17 protein-coding genes are annotated in these 15,878 nt (G+C 35.4%); 6 read left to right on the top strand and 11 right to left on the bottom strand.

What is annotated here, in order from left to right; translation table 11 throughout:
* Window positions 1-13: 13 nt before the first annotated feature.
* The gene (locus tag DL897_RS06260; RefSeq protein ID WP_113658292.1) at window positions 14-367 is read left to right on the top strand and encodes a YugN family protein; all 354 of its coding nucleotides are present in this window, start codon (window positions 14-16) and stop codon (window positions 365-367) included.
* Window positions 368-414: 47 nt separating this feature from the next.
* On the opposite strand, the gene DL897_RS06255 is transcribed toward DL897_RS06260, so the two are convergent.
* From DL897_RS06255 to DL897_RS06245, 3 genes are all read right to left on the bottom strand, one after another.
* Entirely contained in the window at window positions 415-801 is a 387-nt protein-coding gene (locus DL897_RS06255) for an Asp23/Gls24 family envelope stress response protein (protein WP_113658291.1), read from the bottom strand.
* Between the two features lie 444 nt (window positions 802-1,245).
* Window positions 1,246-1,512, bottom strand: a complete 267-nt coding sequence (locus DL897_RS06250) for a hypothetical protein (RefSeq protein ID WP_113658290.1) — start codon at window positions 1,510-1,512, stop codon at window positions 1,246-1,248.
* Window positions 1,513-1,624: 112 nt separating this feature from the next.
* Window positions 1,625-2,458 carry an NYN domain-containing protein gene (locus DL897_RS06245; protein ID WP_113658289.1) on the bottom strand — a complete coding sequence of 278 codons (834 nt, stop codon included), beginning with the start codon at window positions 2,456-2,458 and terminating at the stop codon, window positions 1,625-1,627.
* A gap of 492 nt (window positions 2,459-2,950) precedes the next feature.
* Between DL897_RS06245 and cax the strand changes: the two genes are divergently transcribed.
* On the top strand, window positions 2,951-4,015 hold the full coding sequence (cax, locus tag DL897_RS06240) for a calcium/proton exchanger (protein WP_113658288.1): 1,065 nt from the start codon (window positions 2,951-2,953) through the stop codon (window positions 4,013-4,015).
* Window positions 4,016-4,062: 47 nt separating this feature from the next.
* Here cax and DL897_RS06235 read toward each other — a convergent pair whose 3' ends face one another.
* Together DL897_RS06235 and DL897_RS06230 are read right to left on the bottom strand one after the other, a co-directional pair.
* Complete coding sequence (locus DL897_RS06235) at window positions 4,063-4,914, bottom strand: transglycosylase domain-containing protein (RefSeq protein ID WP_113658287.1); 852 nt, start codon at window positions 4,912-4,914, stop codon at window positions 4,063-4,065.
* 369 nt (window positions 4,915-5,283) lie between these two features.
* Window positions 5,284-6,372 carry a citrate synthase gene (locus tag DL897_RS06230; RefSeq protein WP_113658286.1) on the bottom strand — a complete coding sequence of 363 codons (1,089 nt, stop codon included), beginning with the start codon at window positions 6,370-6,372 and terminating at the stop codon, window positions 5,284-5,286.
* Between the two features lie 125 nt (window positions 6,373-6,497).
* On the opposite strand from DL897_RS06230, the gene DL897_RS06225 reads away from it, so the two are divergent.
* Entirely contained in the window at window positions 6,498-7,400 is a 903-nt protein-coding gene (locus DL897_RS06225) for a LysR family transcriptional regulator (protein ID WP_113658285.1), read from the top strand.
* Window positions 7,401-7,473: 73 nt separating this feature from the next.
* On the opposite strand, the gene DL897_RS06220 is transcribed toward DL897_RS06225, so the two are convergent.
* The gene (locus DL897_RS06220) at window positions 7,474-7,782 is read right to left on the bottom strand and encodes an Fpa/YlaN family protein (RefSeq protein ID WP_113658650.1); all 309 of its coding nucleotides are present in this window, start codon (window positions 7,780-7,782) and stop codon (window positions 7,474-7,476) included.
* Window positions 7,783-8,091: 309 nt separating this feature from the next.
* Between DL897_RS06220 and DL897_RS06215 the strand changes: the two genes are divergently transcribed.
* On the top strand, window positions 8,092-8,466 hold the full coding sequence (locus tag DL897_RS06215) for a molybdopterin-binding protein (protein ID WP_113658284.1): 375 nt from the start codon (window positions 8,092-8,094) through the stop codon (window positions 8,464-8,466).
* Between the two features lie 246 nt (window positions 8,467-8,712).
* Here the strand turns inward: DL897_RS06215 and DL897_RS06210 are convergent, their stop codons facing one another.
* A complete protein-coding gene (locus DL897_RS06210) occupies window positions 8,713-10,092 on the bottom strand; it encodes a helix-turn-helix domain-containing protein (RefSeq protein ID WP_168188676.1) in 1,380 nt (459 codons plus the stop codon).
* A 255-nt stretch (window positions 10,093-10,347) separates the two neighbouring features.
* On the opposite strand from DL897_RS06210, the gene DL897_RS06205 reads away from it, so the two are divergent.
* A complete protein-coding gene (locus DL897_RS06205; RefSeq protein WP_113658282.1) occupies window positions 10,348-10,566 on the top strand; it encodes a hypothetical protein in 219 nt (72 codons plus the stop codon).
* A 27-nt stretch (window positions 10,567-10,593) separates the two neighbouring features.
* Here the strand turns inward: DL897_RS06205 and DL897_RS06200 are convergent, their stop codons facing one another.
* Entirely contained in the window at window positions 10,594-11,073 is a 480-nt protein-coding gene (locus tag DL897_RS06200) for a PaaI family thioesterase (RefSeq protein ID WP_113658281.1), read from the bottom strand.
* Between the two features lie 61 nt (window positions 11,074-11,134).
* Window positions 11,135-12,247 carry an aminopeptidase gene (locus DL897_RS06195; RefSeq protein WP_113658280.1) on the bottom strand — a complete coding sequence of 371 codons (1,113 nt, stop codon included), beginning with the start codon at window positions 12,245-12,247 and terminating at the stop codon, window positions 11,135-11,137.
* Window positions 12,248-12,648: 401 nt separating this feature from the next.
* Between DL897_RS06195 and DL897_RS06190 the strand changes: the two genes are divergently transcribed.
* Window positions 12,649-13,032, top strand: a complete 384-nt coding sequence (locus tag DL897_RS06190; protein ID WP_113658279.1) for a VOC family protein — start codon at window positions 12,649-12,651, stop codon at window positions 13,030-13,032.
* A gap of 167 nt (window positions 13,033-13,199) precedes the next feature.
* Here DL897_RS06190 and tyrS read toward each other — a convergent pair whose 3' ends face one another.
* Both tyrS and DL897_RS06180 read right to left on the bottom strand, forming a co-directional pair.
* A complete protein-coding gene (gene tyrS, locus DL897_RS06185) occupies window positions 13,200-14,465 on the bottom strand; it encodes a tyrosine--tRNA ligase (RefSeq protein ID WP_113658278.1) in 1,266 nt (421 codons plus the stop codon).
* A 310-nt stretch (window positions 14,466-14,775) separates the two neighbouring features.
* Window positions 14,776-15,663 (bottom strand): Mur ligase domain-containing protein, encoded by an 888-nt coding sequence (locus tag DL897_RS06180; RefSeq protein WP_168188675.1) that lies wholly within the window; start codon window positions 15,661-15,663, stop codon window positions 14,776-14,778.
* Window positions 15,664-15,878 lie beyond the last annotated feature (215 nt).

Below are 15,878 nucleotides of genomic sequence, written 5' to 3'. Positions count from 1 at the left end.
GGAGGCACTTTAGATGATCTTTCACGAAGTAAAAACCAAGGGAATTAGAAAGAAATTTAAAGAGCTAGAAGAAATTATGGAAAAGTTAGGCTTTATACGTTGGACATGGGACTATGAAAAAGCTACTTATGATCTATTACTAACAACAGATGATGCCGAATATTATCTTCGATTACGGGCAGATGTGGTAGATGTTGTTAATAACAAACAGTTAGAACATCCAGCAGCATTATTAGAGTTAGGAACACCTGTCTTTGTACAACATTTTTTCCCACACGGTCTAGATGACTCTGTTGAAGTTCCTGCAGCTTTAGATTCACAAGTCAAAGAAAAATTAGCTGAACTAGAAAAAGCCCTCTCTGTATAACTTTTCTAAAGAAGGGAGATATCTACTTAAAGATATCTCCCTTCCTCTTATCTTACACGCTGTTCATTATCTTCTTTTTTGGCATTACCCTTATCCTTAATATCCACACCTTCAACTTTCACATTGACTTCGACTACTTTGAGTCCTGTCATTCCTTCTACTGTTTCCTTCACTTCATTCTGTAAGGCTCGGCAGACATCATGGATTCGAACACCGTATTCTACGATCACACGTAAATCAATTGCAGCTTCAACTTGTCCAACTTCTACATTGACACCCAGTGTCATATTTTTTCCGCTCACTCGTTTTGCAAAGCCTTCTGTAATCCCTCCAGACATACTTGCAACTCCCTTTACCTTGGAAGCAGCAAGTCCAGCGATTACCGCTACAACATCATCAGCAATGCGAATGGTACCCCCTGTATATTCAGTCATTGACTTTCCTGCTACCTTGCACTCCCGACGAAATCTGCTTTCATGTAGCAGGAATTCACCTCCTTTATCATCATTTGACCATCGTAGCATTTATATAAGTACATATTCATAAACCACTTACTCCATGATTTACTTCCTAAGATGCTTCAAGTTTGTAAACAAAACAAAAGCTTTATTATATTGGCTTTCCTTTTTGTTTTCACTCCTGCTGGTAACCATGCTATAAGAAATAGAAAACCAAGTTGTAAGACAGTCTTACCCCTTTTTATTAAATTCTAATACAAAAAGTATGCATATACAGTTAGAAAATCGATAAATAAATGGCTTTAACTCATACAAAATAAAAAAAGTCTAACCTATGGCAAGTAGACAGCTTCATAAAGGTTGTCTTTGTAAAATTCTACATTTCCAGCTTTCTTTCCTTCTTTTTCAGAGATAGCTATCTTACCAGCAATCTAAATTATCTAGATTGTTCAACGATTCTTTTTTAACCTTTGCAAGCTTACGTTCGGCAATAATTAGTTCTCTAATTATTTCTCGCAATTTTTCCTCATATTTTAATTGTTTTCGACGTAATAAACGAGCATCTACTTCCTCTCCACGACGTGTAGCCCTTTGAAATTCATCTTGCTTTTCACTGATAATACGTTCCAAACGTGCAATTTCAATCTTTAAATTTTCAATATCTCTCTCATATTTCCAAATGGACATTTGGGTTCACTCCTCATTTAACTTCGTACACAAAAGAAAGAAAGTGCATCCTCTGAGGAGTTATTCAAAACTTGTGCTCGCACTTTCATAATAAAAAGTCTTTTTTTGTAATTCAACCAGCGTCTAGTGAACATTTCGTGATATTATATCCTGCTATCTTTACCATCATCTGTACTTGTGGATGAGCTAAGTTAACTTTATACCCATAAAAAACTTTTTCATCCATTTCAATCTCATAAGGAATTAGGTATTTTCCTTTAACTAAACGTGTGAAGAGATGATTAGCTTCTACTTCACTTATGTGTAGTTTCCGTAAAAAATCATTTTTGATCCAAGTACTTCCATAGCTCTTCCCTGTATTATTGGGATCTCGATACCATTCATAAATTTGTACCACAGCATTATGGACAAGATGGTCAAACTGGAGGTTATGCAACTTATTTATTCCGAGAAATTCAAATAAATTATGGGTTTTATCACAAAACTCATGGAGTTGAGCTGATTTGGAAAGACTCTCATCGTACAGGCAGAAAAGTTCTACTCGCTTTCCTTTTGACCACAAACGATCCAGTAGCGGAATCATATCTTGATCTGCGCTAACAATCACAAATGTATTGATCTCAGGTATCTGATATAATACTTCCATTGCATCTAGACAAAGCTGTATATCAGCAGCATTTTTTCTTTCTTCCCCTCGCCGCCCATTCCCATATACTTGATGAACATGTACTCTTTTTCTTTGCAGACTCATCATCGAAAGTTCGATCTGTTCGAAGTCAGCATAAGCCTCCATCATACGGATCGAATCCCTACCGTAATAATCTTGTAAACGTAAAAATAAATTATGTTTGTCATCAGGATGATCTGGATCCATATGATACTTTTTTAGCCCATAATATACATTTTCTAAATCTATAAAAATCGCGGTATCCTTTACATGTTCCATAATCTCACCCCTTTCTTGCACGGGCTATGTTGGACTATTTCTCTTTTATCTGGTATTTTCCTTCTTTTTTCCAGCTAAAATAACTAGTAAATACTAACTCTAATACTCAATACTATTCCCATTTTTCATACACTATAATAATTAAATACGTAATGATAACGAGGAAAATTTGTAAATTTTTACCTTATCCATTCCTAATATTAAGTAGAAACTGCCTGTTCAATTAGCTACTTAGCGTTTTCCTACTTACTCCTCCCAATAATGAGCCCATAAAATTTCTTAGAGTTTCACCTTTGATACACTCTGATCCCTAAGCAATTTGAGGCTTATTCTTTGAATGATCTAGTTTTTGATTGAATTATGCAACATCTTAAAGTGATTAAGGTTCTAGTTTTGTCAAGGGAGTAATTTCAAAAACAACAATCTGTACATTTCTATACAATGTACTACCATTTATTTTACAGAGATTTAACAGACTAGGGAGTGACAAAAGTGAAAAAAAAGTGGTTTTATCCGCTTTTGGTTATAATGACTTTAGCTAGTATTTTAGCCCAATATTTCACACAGATCGAATGGTTAAAATTTACATTAGCTGCTTTTTCACTGCTACTTTGGGCAGCATTATTAGGGAAATCAACAGAAAGCGTAGCTTATTATGCTGGCGAACGTTTAGGTGGCCTTTTAAATGCTACATTTGGTAATGCTGCCGAATTGATTATAGGAATCTTTTTAGTAAAAGAAGGATTATTCAATTTAGTAAAAGCAAGTATCATTGGCTCAATCATCGGAAACTTACTACTTGTGCTTGGTTTGAGTGTCTTTTTTGGTGGATTAAAATACAAAACACAAAAATTTAATTCTATGCTTGCAAGTCATAATACCTCACTTATGTTGATTGCCGTAATCGCTTTATTTATACCTGCTGCTTTTCTAAAACAAGAGCCGTTGGAAGATGTGTTAGATGTAAGCATCATTATTTCAGCTGTATTGATGATCGGATATTTTTTATGGTTATACTTCTCATTGGTTACTCATCGGCAAGAATTAAATAGTAGCTCATCTAACCAGCCTATAGAAGATGAAAAAGAAAACCCACCGTGGTCCAAATGGATCTCCATTCTGATCCTTGCAATTTCTACACTGTTTGTTGCCGTGCAAAGTGAATGGTTGGTTCATAGTGTAGAAGCTGTAGCAAAAGCAATAGGCTGGTCAGAGTTATTTGTAGGCGCATTTTTGATTGCTATCATCGGAAATGCAGCAGAACACAGTGCGGCTATTATGCTTGCTATAAAAAATCGCCTAGATGCTGCTGTTGAAATTGCTGTTGGAAGTAGTTTACAAATCTCTTTATTTGTCGCACCTGTTTTAGTATTCGTTGGTCTCATGTTTGGGAAAAAAATGGATTTAGTATTTAACTCCTATGAAATCGTAGCCGTAACGGCTGCCACTTTCATCGCCTCATCGATCTCCAGAGATGGTGCAACCAACTGGTACGAAGGAGTTTTACTACTTATGGTTTATGTGATTTTAGGTGCAGCATTTTTTGTAGTCGGATAAATAAACAAACCAAAACCCTTCTATCTCTTACAGAAGGGCTTTGGTTCTTAAGATGACATACCTGAAACAGGTAAGTAATGAAATGCTTGGTCTTTCTCCACTAAATCAGTAGAAGCTTTATACTTTCCCAAGATCCGAATAGGCACCTTTACCGCTGCTTCTTTATCTCTTTCAGAAATCAATCCTAAATCAGTCATCCTTTTTAATACGATTCTTTGCCGCTTTTTAGCTTTAGCAAAATCTCTAATCGGTGAATATAATTCTGGGGCTTTAGGCAAAGAAGCCAACATAGCAGCTTCTGCAAGATTAACTACCTCTTTATCTGAATTTTGCACATAAACTGTTTTACCAAAATAAAAATCTGCAGCTGTTTCGATTCCATATTTTCCATGACCAAAATATATATTATTTAAATACATACTTAAGATATCCTCTTTAGAAAATTTCGATTCTAGGTAAAACGCGATAAGAATCTCTTTGGCTTTTCGACTCCATGTTTTTTGATGGGTCAAAAACAAATTTCGTGCCAGTTGCATCGTAATTGTGCTGCCACCCTGCAACTTTCCACCTTTAGTTAGATCCACCCACAAAGCACGTGTCATTGAAATAAAATCTACACCAAAATGACTCTTAAATCGATGATCTTCTATTGCTATAAAGGCTTGTCCCAAATAGTCTGGCATTTCTTCTACTTTGACATATTGATTTGCAGTCTGAGCGGCGGTTAACTTTTGTTTATCCACTAAAAAACGTCCAAAAAGTTCCATGGCAGCCCCACCAATAAATTGTAGTACTATCAAGACAATTAAGATAAGGTAGATAAACCATCTTTTTTTTACTTTCTTATCTTCTTGATATGGATATGACTCTCTTAAAATAGTACCATATTTCACTAACATTTGGGCATCTTCCTCTTAATAAATTCAAACCATTTACAAATATTCTTCTCTTTTTCGCCTCTTGAAAATAAAGATTGACTAAGGTAGATATCTATTTAATACAAACATTTATTCCGAAAAATATCTGATGAAGCTACCTTATAGCTTCGATTTCATTTTAATTAAATCCAGAAAAAAAACCATTGATTTGACTTACACTCATCTTATATGTTTGTAATAAAGAGGAATAATTTAACAAACACATTGTGATTTCCCTTAAAGGTCATCTTGTAAATTATCTGTTTATCCCTCTATCTCACTTATGTATGTATCAATCATAAAAAACCTCTCTGTTGTAACAGAGAGGTTTTAATTGAATAAATTTTATAATCATTTTTTATCCTTACAACCAACATATCGTGCAGATGGCCTTATAATCCGGTTATGGTTGGCTTGTTCAAGTATATGTGCAATCCAGCCTGCTGTACGACTAACAGCAAACGTAGGTACGTATAATTCTTTAGGTAGTCGAATAGCCTTTAAAATAGCTGCAGTATAAAATTCTACATTTGTATAGATCTGTCGATGCGGTTTATACTCTTTTAACAAAGCTAAAGCAATTTGCTCTGTTTGAACAGCGAATTGGAACCAAGGTTCATTTTTAGCATTCTTCTGCACAACATCTCGCAAAGCCTCTGCTCGAGGATCCATCGTTTTATATACACGATGCCCAAATCCCATTAACTTCTCCCTATTTTCCAGTTTTTCACGCATCCACTTCTCTGCTCGGTTGACCTCCCTGATTTCTTCAAGCATGTCAGCAACTTCTAAAGGAGCACCTCCATGTAGCTTTCCTTTTAATGCACCAATCGCTGCAATGATTGCTGATATAAGATCAGATTCTGTTGAAGTAACAACCCTAGCTGTAAAGGTAGATGCATTGAACCCATGTTCAGCAGTTAAGACAAGATAGGCATCTAGCCCTTGAACATGGGCTGTACTAGGAATCTCTCCACGCAACATGTATAAGTAATTGGCTGCAAATGATAAATCTTTACGTGGATGAACAATGGACAAGTCTTGCAATAAGCGATATCTTGCAGCAATGATCATCGGAACACTAACTAAGAATTTAATCGCTTGTGCCATAGTTGGTGGAGAAGCGGGTTCATCTAATGTCGCTAAGATCGATCGTAAAGAGCTAAGCATATCCACTTCTTTAGGTATGATTTTAAGAAATTCAATCCATTCTTCAGTTAACTCATATGCTTCTTTCCAAATTTTCGTCCACGAATCTTCTTCTTTTTGCTGTGGTAAGTCTCCTTTCCAAAGAAGGTGTACGACTTGCTCATAAGTGATTTTCCTAGCCAACTGTTTGACATCATATCCCCTATAAATTAATTGACCTTCCTCTCCATTAACATGGGAAATTTCTGTATCCGCAACAACGATGCCTTCTAAACCTGCATTCACTCGCACGATTTCCCCTCCTTACATAATGCTTTTCTATCTTAATTTTAATACTGTTCACTTTGAAAAATCTAATTTATTATATTAATTAATATGATAAAATTTATTTATCAGGGAAACGAGGTGGGATCGACATGAATGAACAACAGCTTTACACTTTTATTGAAGTCGCCAGACGCCGGCACTTTCGCCAGGCAGCTGATGCTTTACAGCTAACTCAACCGGCTGTAAGCGCACAAATCAAAAGTCTCGAAGAGGAACTAGGAACCACGCTATTTTATCGATCGAATGTTAAGCTCACCTCTAGTGGCAGGTTATTTCTTCCTTACGCTCTACAAATCGTCGAACTGATTCGTGAATCAAAAGATCTCATTACTGAAAATGAAGAAAAACCAGTAAAGCATCCAATGGTAATTGGAACTACCTCTTGTTTAACGATGACTGTATTACATCGTCTTACTCATTACTTTCAGTCTTTTAACCAACACACGCCATTACGTGTGCTTACAATGTCAGAGGAAGAGCTGATCCATGCCATAAAAGAAGGACAAATTGACCTTGGGATCGCATATTCATTAGAATCTCTCCCCAGTTTTATCCAAACAAAAACACTCTTTTTTGATACTTTCACACTAATCACTTCACAAGAATATCCTTTAACCAAGCCATATTCCTACATTTCATCTACTGATTTGGAAAAAATTCCATTAATCTCCTTTGCTCCTTCTACAATGGAACGCCGTTTACTAGATCGTGTTTGTAAACAACATGGAATTCATCTAAATATTATGATCGAATTAACAAGCATCGATGAAATTAAAAGCTTAGTTGCTAATAATTATGGTGCTGCTTTGGTTCCAACCACCTCTGTATATAGTAAAAACTCTTCTTACCGTCGTGTTCGACTTGTTCAATTCGACCATTCTTTTCCAGTTCTTCTCTATTATCCAGAAAAGCGATATCAATCACGTACACTAAAAAGATTAATCTCCGATATTAGCGGTATTTATAGTGCGGAAGATCGATTCGGAGAGTAAGAAATATCAACTATTCTTTCATCTATGAATGGGGGCTTATAAAAATAAAAAAGACTCCGAATTGGAGTCTTGCTTACTCACCGACCGATGAGGGAAGAATAGTTGAATATAGATGAGCTAATTTCCGTTCAAGTTCATGAAGGATTTGTTGACCTTGCTCACGTGTAATCATTCCAAGACGAACAGCAAAATCAATTTCCCTTGAAAGGCCAAACATTTGAGTATCTAAAACTTCTTCATAAAGTGGACATTTCGGCAATGTTAAGTTATCCAACTGAACCGCAATTAACTGTTCAATTTTTTCAGCATCTTCCCTAAGCAGTCGTAAAGCCTTTTGACTCAAATCGGTCTGTGTTGGTATGGTCAAAGTACATCCCCCCATCGACCGTTCCACACAGGTTCTTTGCAAACGGCCCTTAATCCCATATGCTATAATAAGTGTATCATGATCCCCACAGGTTTGCAAAACAATACTACTTACTATCAACTACCCACCACCTATGCTAATGCTAAAAGATGGAGCTTGCATCTTTCCCACCCATGATTTGCAGGTATAAAAGGTCAAATCTAATTTTCCTTTTCTGGTAAATCTTTATAAAGATCTTCTTTCTTTCATGATTACATAGAAAATGTTACTCTAGTTACAACAAACTTAATATATCAAAATAACTTAGGCTAAAAAGGTGATATTATGCATTCAGTTATTCTCATTACAGGTAAGGTAAAGTACCAAATTAATTTAGATCCAACGATTTGGATTATTGATGATCGACATTTTAACCTTAACGAATATTTTTCAGAAGTTGAGGGTCTTGCGATGATGTTTGAGACTTTTTTACATAATGCTGATCCAGACCCAGCCGCTACACATGTTATCTGTCATCGCTCTCGCGGCGAAAGTATCACACTTACGATTGAAGAAGCTTATAAATCATATCTATGTTTTGCTAAAGAGGGACAGCCTCTTCAAGAAGGGGGACCGATCCATCTTTATCTCGCAGATGGTCGAAATAAACAAAACCCTATTGATTATATCATTAAATTTGAGGTCGTTATCCATCACTAAAAAAAAGCGACTCCAACCGAAAAGAGTCGCTAAAAATGTGAAATCATTCTTTCTGGGTGTGCTTTTTGTGTTTATTAAAAGGGGCACCCATATCTTATATCGATGAGATCACTTTACACCAAGAGTGAATCGCAATATAGTGAATTATGTAGATAAATAAACTTTTCTGAAATTAGTTTATACCATTTCAGTAGAATAAATTATTAAATCCATATCAAACTTCATGTTCATTGGTCTTTCTGATACTTAGCTACCTGGTGGATCTGAATGAAGTTTGAGAGAATCAATTTGATTTTCCAATTTCATGGCTATTTCCCTCCTTTCTTGTAATTGTATATGCATTTGGAAAAAAGATTCAATATATTTTTGATAGTTTTCAGGATCACTTTTTTGGCAGCAACATGCAAGCTTTAACAAAATATTACGTGCCTGTACTTTTAGAGCGTGTTGTTCAGCTATATATAAGGCTTCTTCATAAGATTTTTTCGCCTTTTTATTCTTATCTTTACGCAAATAACAATCTCCTAATACTTCTAGTGCTTCACAAAGCCGAAACGCATCATTTGTTTGTTTTCCTAACCGTACAGCTTCTTCTAAGGTATGAATAGCCACTCTCACTTTTCCTGTAGTCGAATATAATTTGCCAAGCTGTGTATAAGTTGAAATAAGCAAGTACTCTTTTTTAATCCTTTCCTTTAATCGTAAAGCAGATTGCAAACATTGTTCAGCTTTGTTCCACTGCTCTAAATAGATATAGCTACTCCCCAGTACCGTCCATAAGTCAAACAATCTTTCATGATTTCCTTCAATACGCGCTAGCTCCATCCCAGCTAATGCATAGGTTGTTGCTTCCTCATATCTCTCTGTCTTATTGAGTAACTCTGCATGTAGTTCATACATGTTTAATAATACTTCGGTACTTTTGATCTTATCCATTTCATTCCACATTAGATGAAGGGTACGTAAAGCTTCTTCAATCCGCTTTTGATTTTTCAAATAAATAACTTTGTTTACTAAAAGTTGATATTCTAGATAAACTCTTTCACCACTTTGAACAAAAATTTCTATTCCTGTATTTACATAATTGAGAGCTTGTTCGATATCATTTTGATAATAAGCAATCCGACTCAATTCATTATAACAAGCTGCAGAAATATTACTATAGATCACCTCAGGGAAGTTATCAATCACTTGAATTCCTTTAGAAAAACAAACACTTGCCTGATTCCAAACATTTTTCTTGAAATAATATTTACCTTTCAAATAATAAAACCACGCTTGTAAAGGGTGGTCACTTGCTATTGAAAAATTTTGTAGGCTTTTCCAAGCATGTTCAAGATTGCATGCATCTATATCCTGTTCAAGCATTATCAATAAAAACTGCATCTCTCTTTCACTAAACTCTTCCTTCTCTGGCAAATTGATATTCTCTAAATCCAATTCAAGCTTTGAGCAAACATGCTCTAATTTACTTTTACTAACAGTATACGCCCCACGTTCAATATTACTAATCGTTGCAGTAGAAATAAGATCATCAGCTAAATCTTCTTGTCTAAATCCTTTACCTTTACGAGCTTTTTTTATTAATTCACCCAATTTAAGTGATACAAAGATCGATTCTTTCATAAAGCACCTCATTAAAATTTTTTTCGAAAAAATTCCATAAAGCGATGCCTACTATCGACTTATTTATTAAAAAGCTCATTTAGATTTTATTTTTTTTAATAAAGTTTAGTAAAAATACCTGCAATTGAATAAATATTCCACCCAGATTATATCCACCAACAATTATTTTTAATATTGGTAAAAATTATTATACTATGTCATAATTGAATTGTGAATCTCCGATCTTCAAAATATCTAGAAAGGAGTTTGGTTTCCATGGTTATTTGGGATACTTCACATCCCTTCGGAAAAAGTAATAAATCAATCGATTCTAATTCGTATTTTCAAGTAGAATTAAAAACTACAGATGGGCACCTACTACAATTTACTTTTTTAACTGGTAGAATCCTTGAGTTTGAACAGGTTACCGTAATCGGCGGTAAGTTAAATGATTTAACAACGAATTCCAACTTGACTCTACAAAATCAGAAGTAGGGCACCTAGGCGATGCCCTTTAACTTCTTACCCTTTCTTTATTACATAAAACGTACTAGTAGCGAATGCAATCTTCTGTCCTCGTTCATTTGTAATTTCACACTGAGAAACAACCAATGTATACCCTTTATGCACCAGTTTAGCTCGAGAAATTAACTCTTTTCCAATACCAGGTCTTAAATAGTTTATTTTTAATTCAGAAGTAACCGCGCCAGATCCATCAGGAATACTTTTATTAACCAAAGATCCCATTGTTGAATCTGCAAGTGAAGCTATGATTCCCCCATGAACGATGCCTATACTATTCATCATAAAAGGGGTTATGGGGATTCGAAATTCATAAGTATCCTTATCAATGAATTGGCCGGATAATCCCATAAAGCCAGATAAATAAGCACTTGACCGTTCCCTTTTTTGGTGTATCGCTTGTAAGGTTAGTCTTAATAACTCTTTTTCTTCATCGCTTCCCTGTTGTAAAACTTGCATGATTTCATCAGATAATACCATTGAACTCACCTAGTTGTTTATTAAAAATACTATCCTTGTATTTCTTTTACTTCTTTCTTTATCAAAAACTTTCAGGATTTAATGCACGTAGGTCATCAACTACAAAAATTCCATCTTTACGGATTAGCTCACCATCAAAGTAGATTTCACCACCACCATAGTCAGCACGTTGAATACAAACCATATCCCAATGGATCGCCGAACGATTGCTATTATCTGCGTCTTCATAAGCTTGACCGGGAGTAAAATGGAAGCTCCCTGTAATTTTTTCATCAAAAAGGGTATCTTTCATCGGATGTAAGATATATGGATTAACACCCAAGCTAAATTCACCGATATATCGTGCACCATCATCTGTGTCTAAAATTTGATTTAGTTTTTCTGTCTCATTGGCTGTTGCCTTAACAATTCGTCCATTATCAAATTCTAAACGAACATTCTCAAATGTCGTTCCACGATAGACAGTAGCTGTGTTAAAAGTAATAACTCCATTTACAGACTGTAGGACAGGAGCAGTAAAGACTTCTCCATCAGGAATATTCGCTTGTCCAGAGCATTTAACTACAGGAATTCCTTTGATCGAAAAAGTTAAATCTGTACCAGGACCTACAATATGCACTTGATCTGCTTGTTCCATGCGTTTTTTCAAGGGCTCTAGGGCATCATCTAGCTTTTGATAATCCAAGGTACAGACATCAAAATAAAAATCCTCGAATGCTTCTGTACTCATCTGAGCCAATTGGGCCATTGATTCATTAGGATAGCGAAGAACGACCCATTTTGTTTGCTTTACACGTGTTTCACTATGTATTTGATGATTATAAATCCGAGAATACAATCCCATTTGTTCATCTGGAACATCAGAAAGTTCATTAATATTGTTAGCACCACGAATTCCAATATAACAATCCATTTTTTTCATTTGATAGAGTCCTATATCGGTCATACGGTTTACATGTTCTTCATTGGTTCCACGTAGTAAAGATCGGGTTATCTTTGAATCATTTAATTGAACAAAAGGATATCCTCCAACACGATATACTTCTTGAATGAGTTCACGAGCCAGCTGGCGATCATCTCCAAAAACATCAATTAATACATTTTCTCCTGGTTGAACCTGACAAGAGTGATTTACTAAGACTTTAGCTAGCTTAGTAACTCGTTGATCACGCATACATAATCCCCTTTTCTATGAAAATTTAACCTTAAAAACTATTGTAACATGACGGGCTTTTCACAAAAAAGGTTCGTACGAAATAAAAATAATAGCTCTAGTCGGACAATACCCAAACCATTTATTAGCGTGAATTATATATTATATTTTAGTATTCTATATATTAGTGGTTCCCCTCTTAATCAGCCACTTATCGCTTTCCACTTACTATCGCAAAAAACTTGGAGCAAAAGTCGATCCTATACAAAGCGATTCGCAACTTCCTCTCGATATGATTGGGATTTTCAATCGAATTTTGCAATATGCTGGATAGCTTCAGCAAAATCTATTGTCCATTTTTACGAGAGTTGCTATTTATTTATAAACTGATTAAGATATTACCAAAAAGCGGAGGATCGAACATGGCAATCCATAAAATTGAACATGTAGGCATTATGGTTAGCGATATCAAAAAATCGATTTCCTTTTATCAAGAAGTTTTGGGTATGAAATTATTATATGAAATGCCAAACCAAGATTTAAAGCTTGCTTTTCTTGGCTTTCAAGGTTCTGATGAAACTGAACTCGAACTTATCGAGGGCTACAACAATCAGCTACCTCAAGAAGGTAAAGTCCATCATCTTGCCTTTAAAGTGGATCATATCGAATCTGAGATGGAACGCTTAAAAAAGCTAGATATAAAGTGGATTGATAAGGATATTACCATCCTCCCCAATGGTTCTAAATACATCTTTTTCTATGGTCCAGATGGTGAATGGATTGAATTATTTGAGTCAACACGATAAAGAATATAAGAAGATATATGCATAAAGTTCTCCTTAAGTAAATCATAATTGGATTATCAATTTGTATAATCCTATCAAAGTTGGATAAATACAAATAAGGGTATTAACATGATATCAATCAAATATGTTAATACCCTTATTTATTCATTTATCTAGCTCGCTTTGTTTTATGCTACGACTTCACACAAATAATATTTCTTCTTTCCTCTACGAATAACCAAATATTTCCCATCTAAAGGGGCGAGCTCAGCCAATTTCGTTGCGATATGAGTGACTTTTACATCATTGACTGTGATTGCTCCATTGCTTATAAACTCACGTGCTTCTCTTTTAGACTTAGCAGCTCCTACTTGAACTAATGCATCAACAAGTGATCCTTGTTGGTCGGATAAAGTGGTTGATGGAACATCCTGAAAAGCTTCGGTAATCTCTTGCCCTGTTAAATTCCGAATCTCCCCATGAAACAAGGAATTGGTAATATGGATCGCTCGCTGTAATGCTTCTTCACCATGAACAAGACGTGTCACTTCTTCAGCAAGTGTACGTTGTGCTACACGTTTTTCTGGGGCTGTAGCTACTTCTTGCTCCAGCTCTAGAATTTCTTCGATCGTGAGGAAAGTAAATACTTTTAATAGTTTAATTACATCATTATCATCAACATTTAATAAGAATTGATAAAAAGCATATGGGGAAGTTTTGTCAGCATCCAACCAGATGGCTCCTGAAGCACTTTTCCCAAACTTAGTTCCATCACTCTTTGTAATCAGTGGCAATGTTAAGCCATGAACCGTCACTTTTTCATTATGCATTTTACGAACAAGATCAGTTCCAGCAGTGATATTTCCCCATTGATCACTTCCACCCAGCTGTAATTCACATCCATAAAGTTCATACAGCTTAAAGAAGTCGTAGGACTGTAAGATCATATAGCTAAACTCGGTAAAGGAAATTCCTTTATCCAAGCGAGAGCTAACCGACTCTTTGGCTAACATATTATTAATGGAAAAATTTTTCCCCACATCTCGTAAAAAGCTGATCACATCAAGAGACTTTGTCCAGTCATAATTATTTACCATGCGTGCAGGATTTTGGGAAGAGTCAAAATCGATAAAACGAGACAGCTGCTTTTTGAGCTTTTCCACCCATTCCTCCACAGTCTCTTTCTGATTTAGGGTTCTCTCTGATGTTCTTCCGCTTGGATCCCCAATTAAGCCAGTGGCTCCACCAACAAGTGCAATAGCATGGTGACCAGCCAATTGGAAACGTCTAAGTGTAAGTGCAGTCACCAAGTGGCCAATATGTAAACTATCTGCAGTTGGGTCGAATCCACAGTACAGTGTAATGGGACCTTCACCTAGTCTTTTACGTAGCAAATCTAAATCAGTACTTTGGTAAATAAGTCCTCTGTCTTGTAAGTCTTTTAAAATATCCATAATAAAACTCTCCTGAAACTATGATAGTCAGTATATATGACGCTGATTTTACCACATAACCCTTTAACAAGCAAAATATTTTTGAAATATAAAGTTGGCTATAGTTAGCTTATTATTAACCAATAATTGTAAAAATTGGAAATATATTTTTCTGATGCTTTGCTCGTTATATCCAATGGATACCCTCGGAACAGACCGTATCACTTCTCTATAGGACACTCGGCGGCGAGAACGTGAAGAAAATATGACTCTATATCATCTCTATATTTGGTAAATCAACCCTTCTGAGCTAAAGCACCTACATATTCCCCTAAACTTGGAACAAAGAAAATGAACGCAAGGCTGCTTTCAACTGATTCAGATCAAATCCTTCTAATAAAGCAATCGATATTACAGCTAAAGCGTGAAGAACAGCTTGTTGATCACACCAACCCAATTCAAAACGATCTAAAAACTGTTTATCTAAATATACATCAAAGGAAAGACTTCCCTCCTTATCGATTACATTTTTGGCTACTAAATCATTATTGACACCCAAACCATAAAATAGGACTGGTCCTGTGGTTAGTAGGATATGTGTATTGATATCATCTCCACATGCTACAACCCGTTTTTTTACCTGCTTAGCCACTTGTAAAAAGATCTTCTTCATCTCTTTTTTATGTTGAAACTGCTCTGTCTGCTCATCCATATTTGTAATTACAGCAAAGTCTGGTTGATATGATTTAATATAGGTCGGATCTTCACATCCTTCAAATACAAAATATACATCCTTATTCCCACCTTTTGCTATACTCTCACTTAATAAGTATGATGTAGGAGCGAAGGAATTAAATACTTTTGACAGCAGACGTGATAACATTTTCTTACTTTTTAGTCCTAAGACTGAAATACTTGTAAAGTCCTGGATCAATTCACCCATAAATTGATGATATCCGTACCATTTTAATGATTTTTTTGTCTTTGATAATAGTAGTTTTGCTCGTTCTTCATGATTTTCAAGTACGATCATATGATCATCATTTTGAACCTGCTCCATAGGTGCGATTAAGTTTAAACCTCTATCCTTTAATAACTTTTTGGTTGACACAGATACATTATAATCCCACGGTTGTACTCTATGACCCATGTCATACAAAACTTGAGCTAAAGCTGCCATATGATCATCTTCTAGCCCAAGCAAATGATATGTTTTCATCAAACTCCCTCCACTTATGTCCAATCTATTATTACTCCGAATGGATTCCATTAGCTACAACACATACACTCTCGAGTCCGAATATTTATAATAACAAGAATAACTGATCTCCCTTATGAATACAAATCGGATATCTATGTCATGGTCATTTTTTTCCTCTTGATTTCTACATGAAAATATAAAAAACAAAAATTTATAAATAAGTTCAGCAATGG

Origin of the sequence: Thermoflavimicrobium daqui (genome assembly GCF_003313465.1) — a bacterium.
GTDB classification, from domain to species: Bacteria; Bacillota; Bacilli; order Thermoactinomycetales; family Thermoactinomycetaceae; genus Thermoflavimicrobium; species Thermoflavimicrobium daqui.
Note: the sequence above shows the minus strand (reverse complement) of the source record. Positions and strands in the feature narration are given on the sequence as shown.

Excerpts from the sequence above, each read along its gene's own strand:
- DL897_RS06260 (WP_113658292.1), top strand. The coding sequence starts at position 14 with ATGATCTTTCACGAAGTAAAAACCAAGGGAATTAGAAAGAAATTTAAA.
- DL897_RS06255 (WP_113658291.1), bottom strand. The coding sequence starts at position 801 with ATGACTGAATATACAGGGGGTACCATTCGCATTGCTGATGATGTTGTA.
- DL897_RS06250 (WP_113658290.1), bottom strand. The coding sequence starts at position 1,512 with ATGTCCATTTGGAAATATGAGAGAGATATTGAAAATTTAAAGATTGAA.
- DL897_RS06245 (WP_113658289.1), bottom strand. The coding sequence starts at position 2,458 with ATGGAACATGTAAAGGATACCGCGATTTTTATAGATTTAGAAAATGTA.
- DL897_RS06235 (WP_113658287.1), bottom strand. The coding sequence starts at position 4,914 with ATGTTAGTGAAATATGGTACTATTTTAAGAGAGTCATATCCATATCAA.
- DL897_RS06225 (WP_113658285.1), top strand. The coding sequence starts at position 6,498 with ATGAATGAACAACAGCTTTACACTTTTATTGAAGTCGCCAGACGCCGG.
- DL897_RS06220 (WP_113658650.1), bottom strand. The coding sequence starts at position 7,782 with ATGGGGGGATGTACTTTGACCATACCAACACAGACCGATTTGAGTCAA.
- DL897_RS06215 (WP_113658284.1), top strand. The coding sequence starts at position 8,092 with ATGCATTCAGTTATTCTCATTACAGGTAAGGTAAAGTACCAAATTAAT.
- DL897_RS06210 (WP_168188676.1), bottom strand. The coding sequence starts at position 10,092 with ATGAAAGAATCGATCTTTGTATCACTTAAATTGGGTGAATTAATAAAA.
- DL897_RS06205 (WP_113658282.1), top strand. The coding sequence starts at position 10,348 with ATGGTTATTTGGGATACTTCACATCCCTTCGGAAAAAGTAATAAATCA.
- DL897_RS06200 (WP_113658281.1), bottom strand. The coding sequence starts at position 11,073 with ATGGTATTATCTGATGAAATCATGCAAGTTTTACAACAGGGAAGCGAT.
- DL897_RS06195 (WP_113658280.1), bottom strand. The coding sequence starts at position 12,247 with ATGCGTGATCAACGAGTTACTAAGCTAGCTAAAGTCTTAGTAAATCAC.
- DL897_RS06190 (WP_113658279.1), top strand. The coding sequence starts at position 12,649 with ATGGCAATCCATAAAATTGAACATGTAGGCATTATGGTTAGCGATATC.
- tyrS (WP_113658278.1), bottom strand. The coding sequence starts at position 14,465 with ATGGATATTTTAAAAGACTTACAAGACAGAGGACTTATTTACCAAAGT.
- DL897_RS06180 (WP_168188675.1), bottom strand. The coding sequence starts at position 15,663 with ATGAAAACATATCATTTGCTTGGGCTAGAAGATGATCATATGGCAGCT.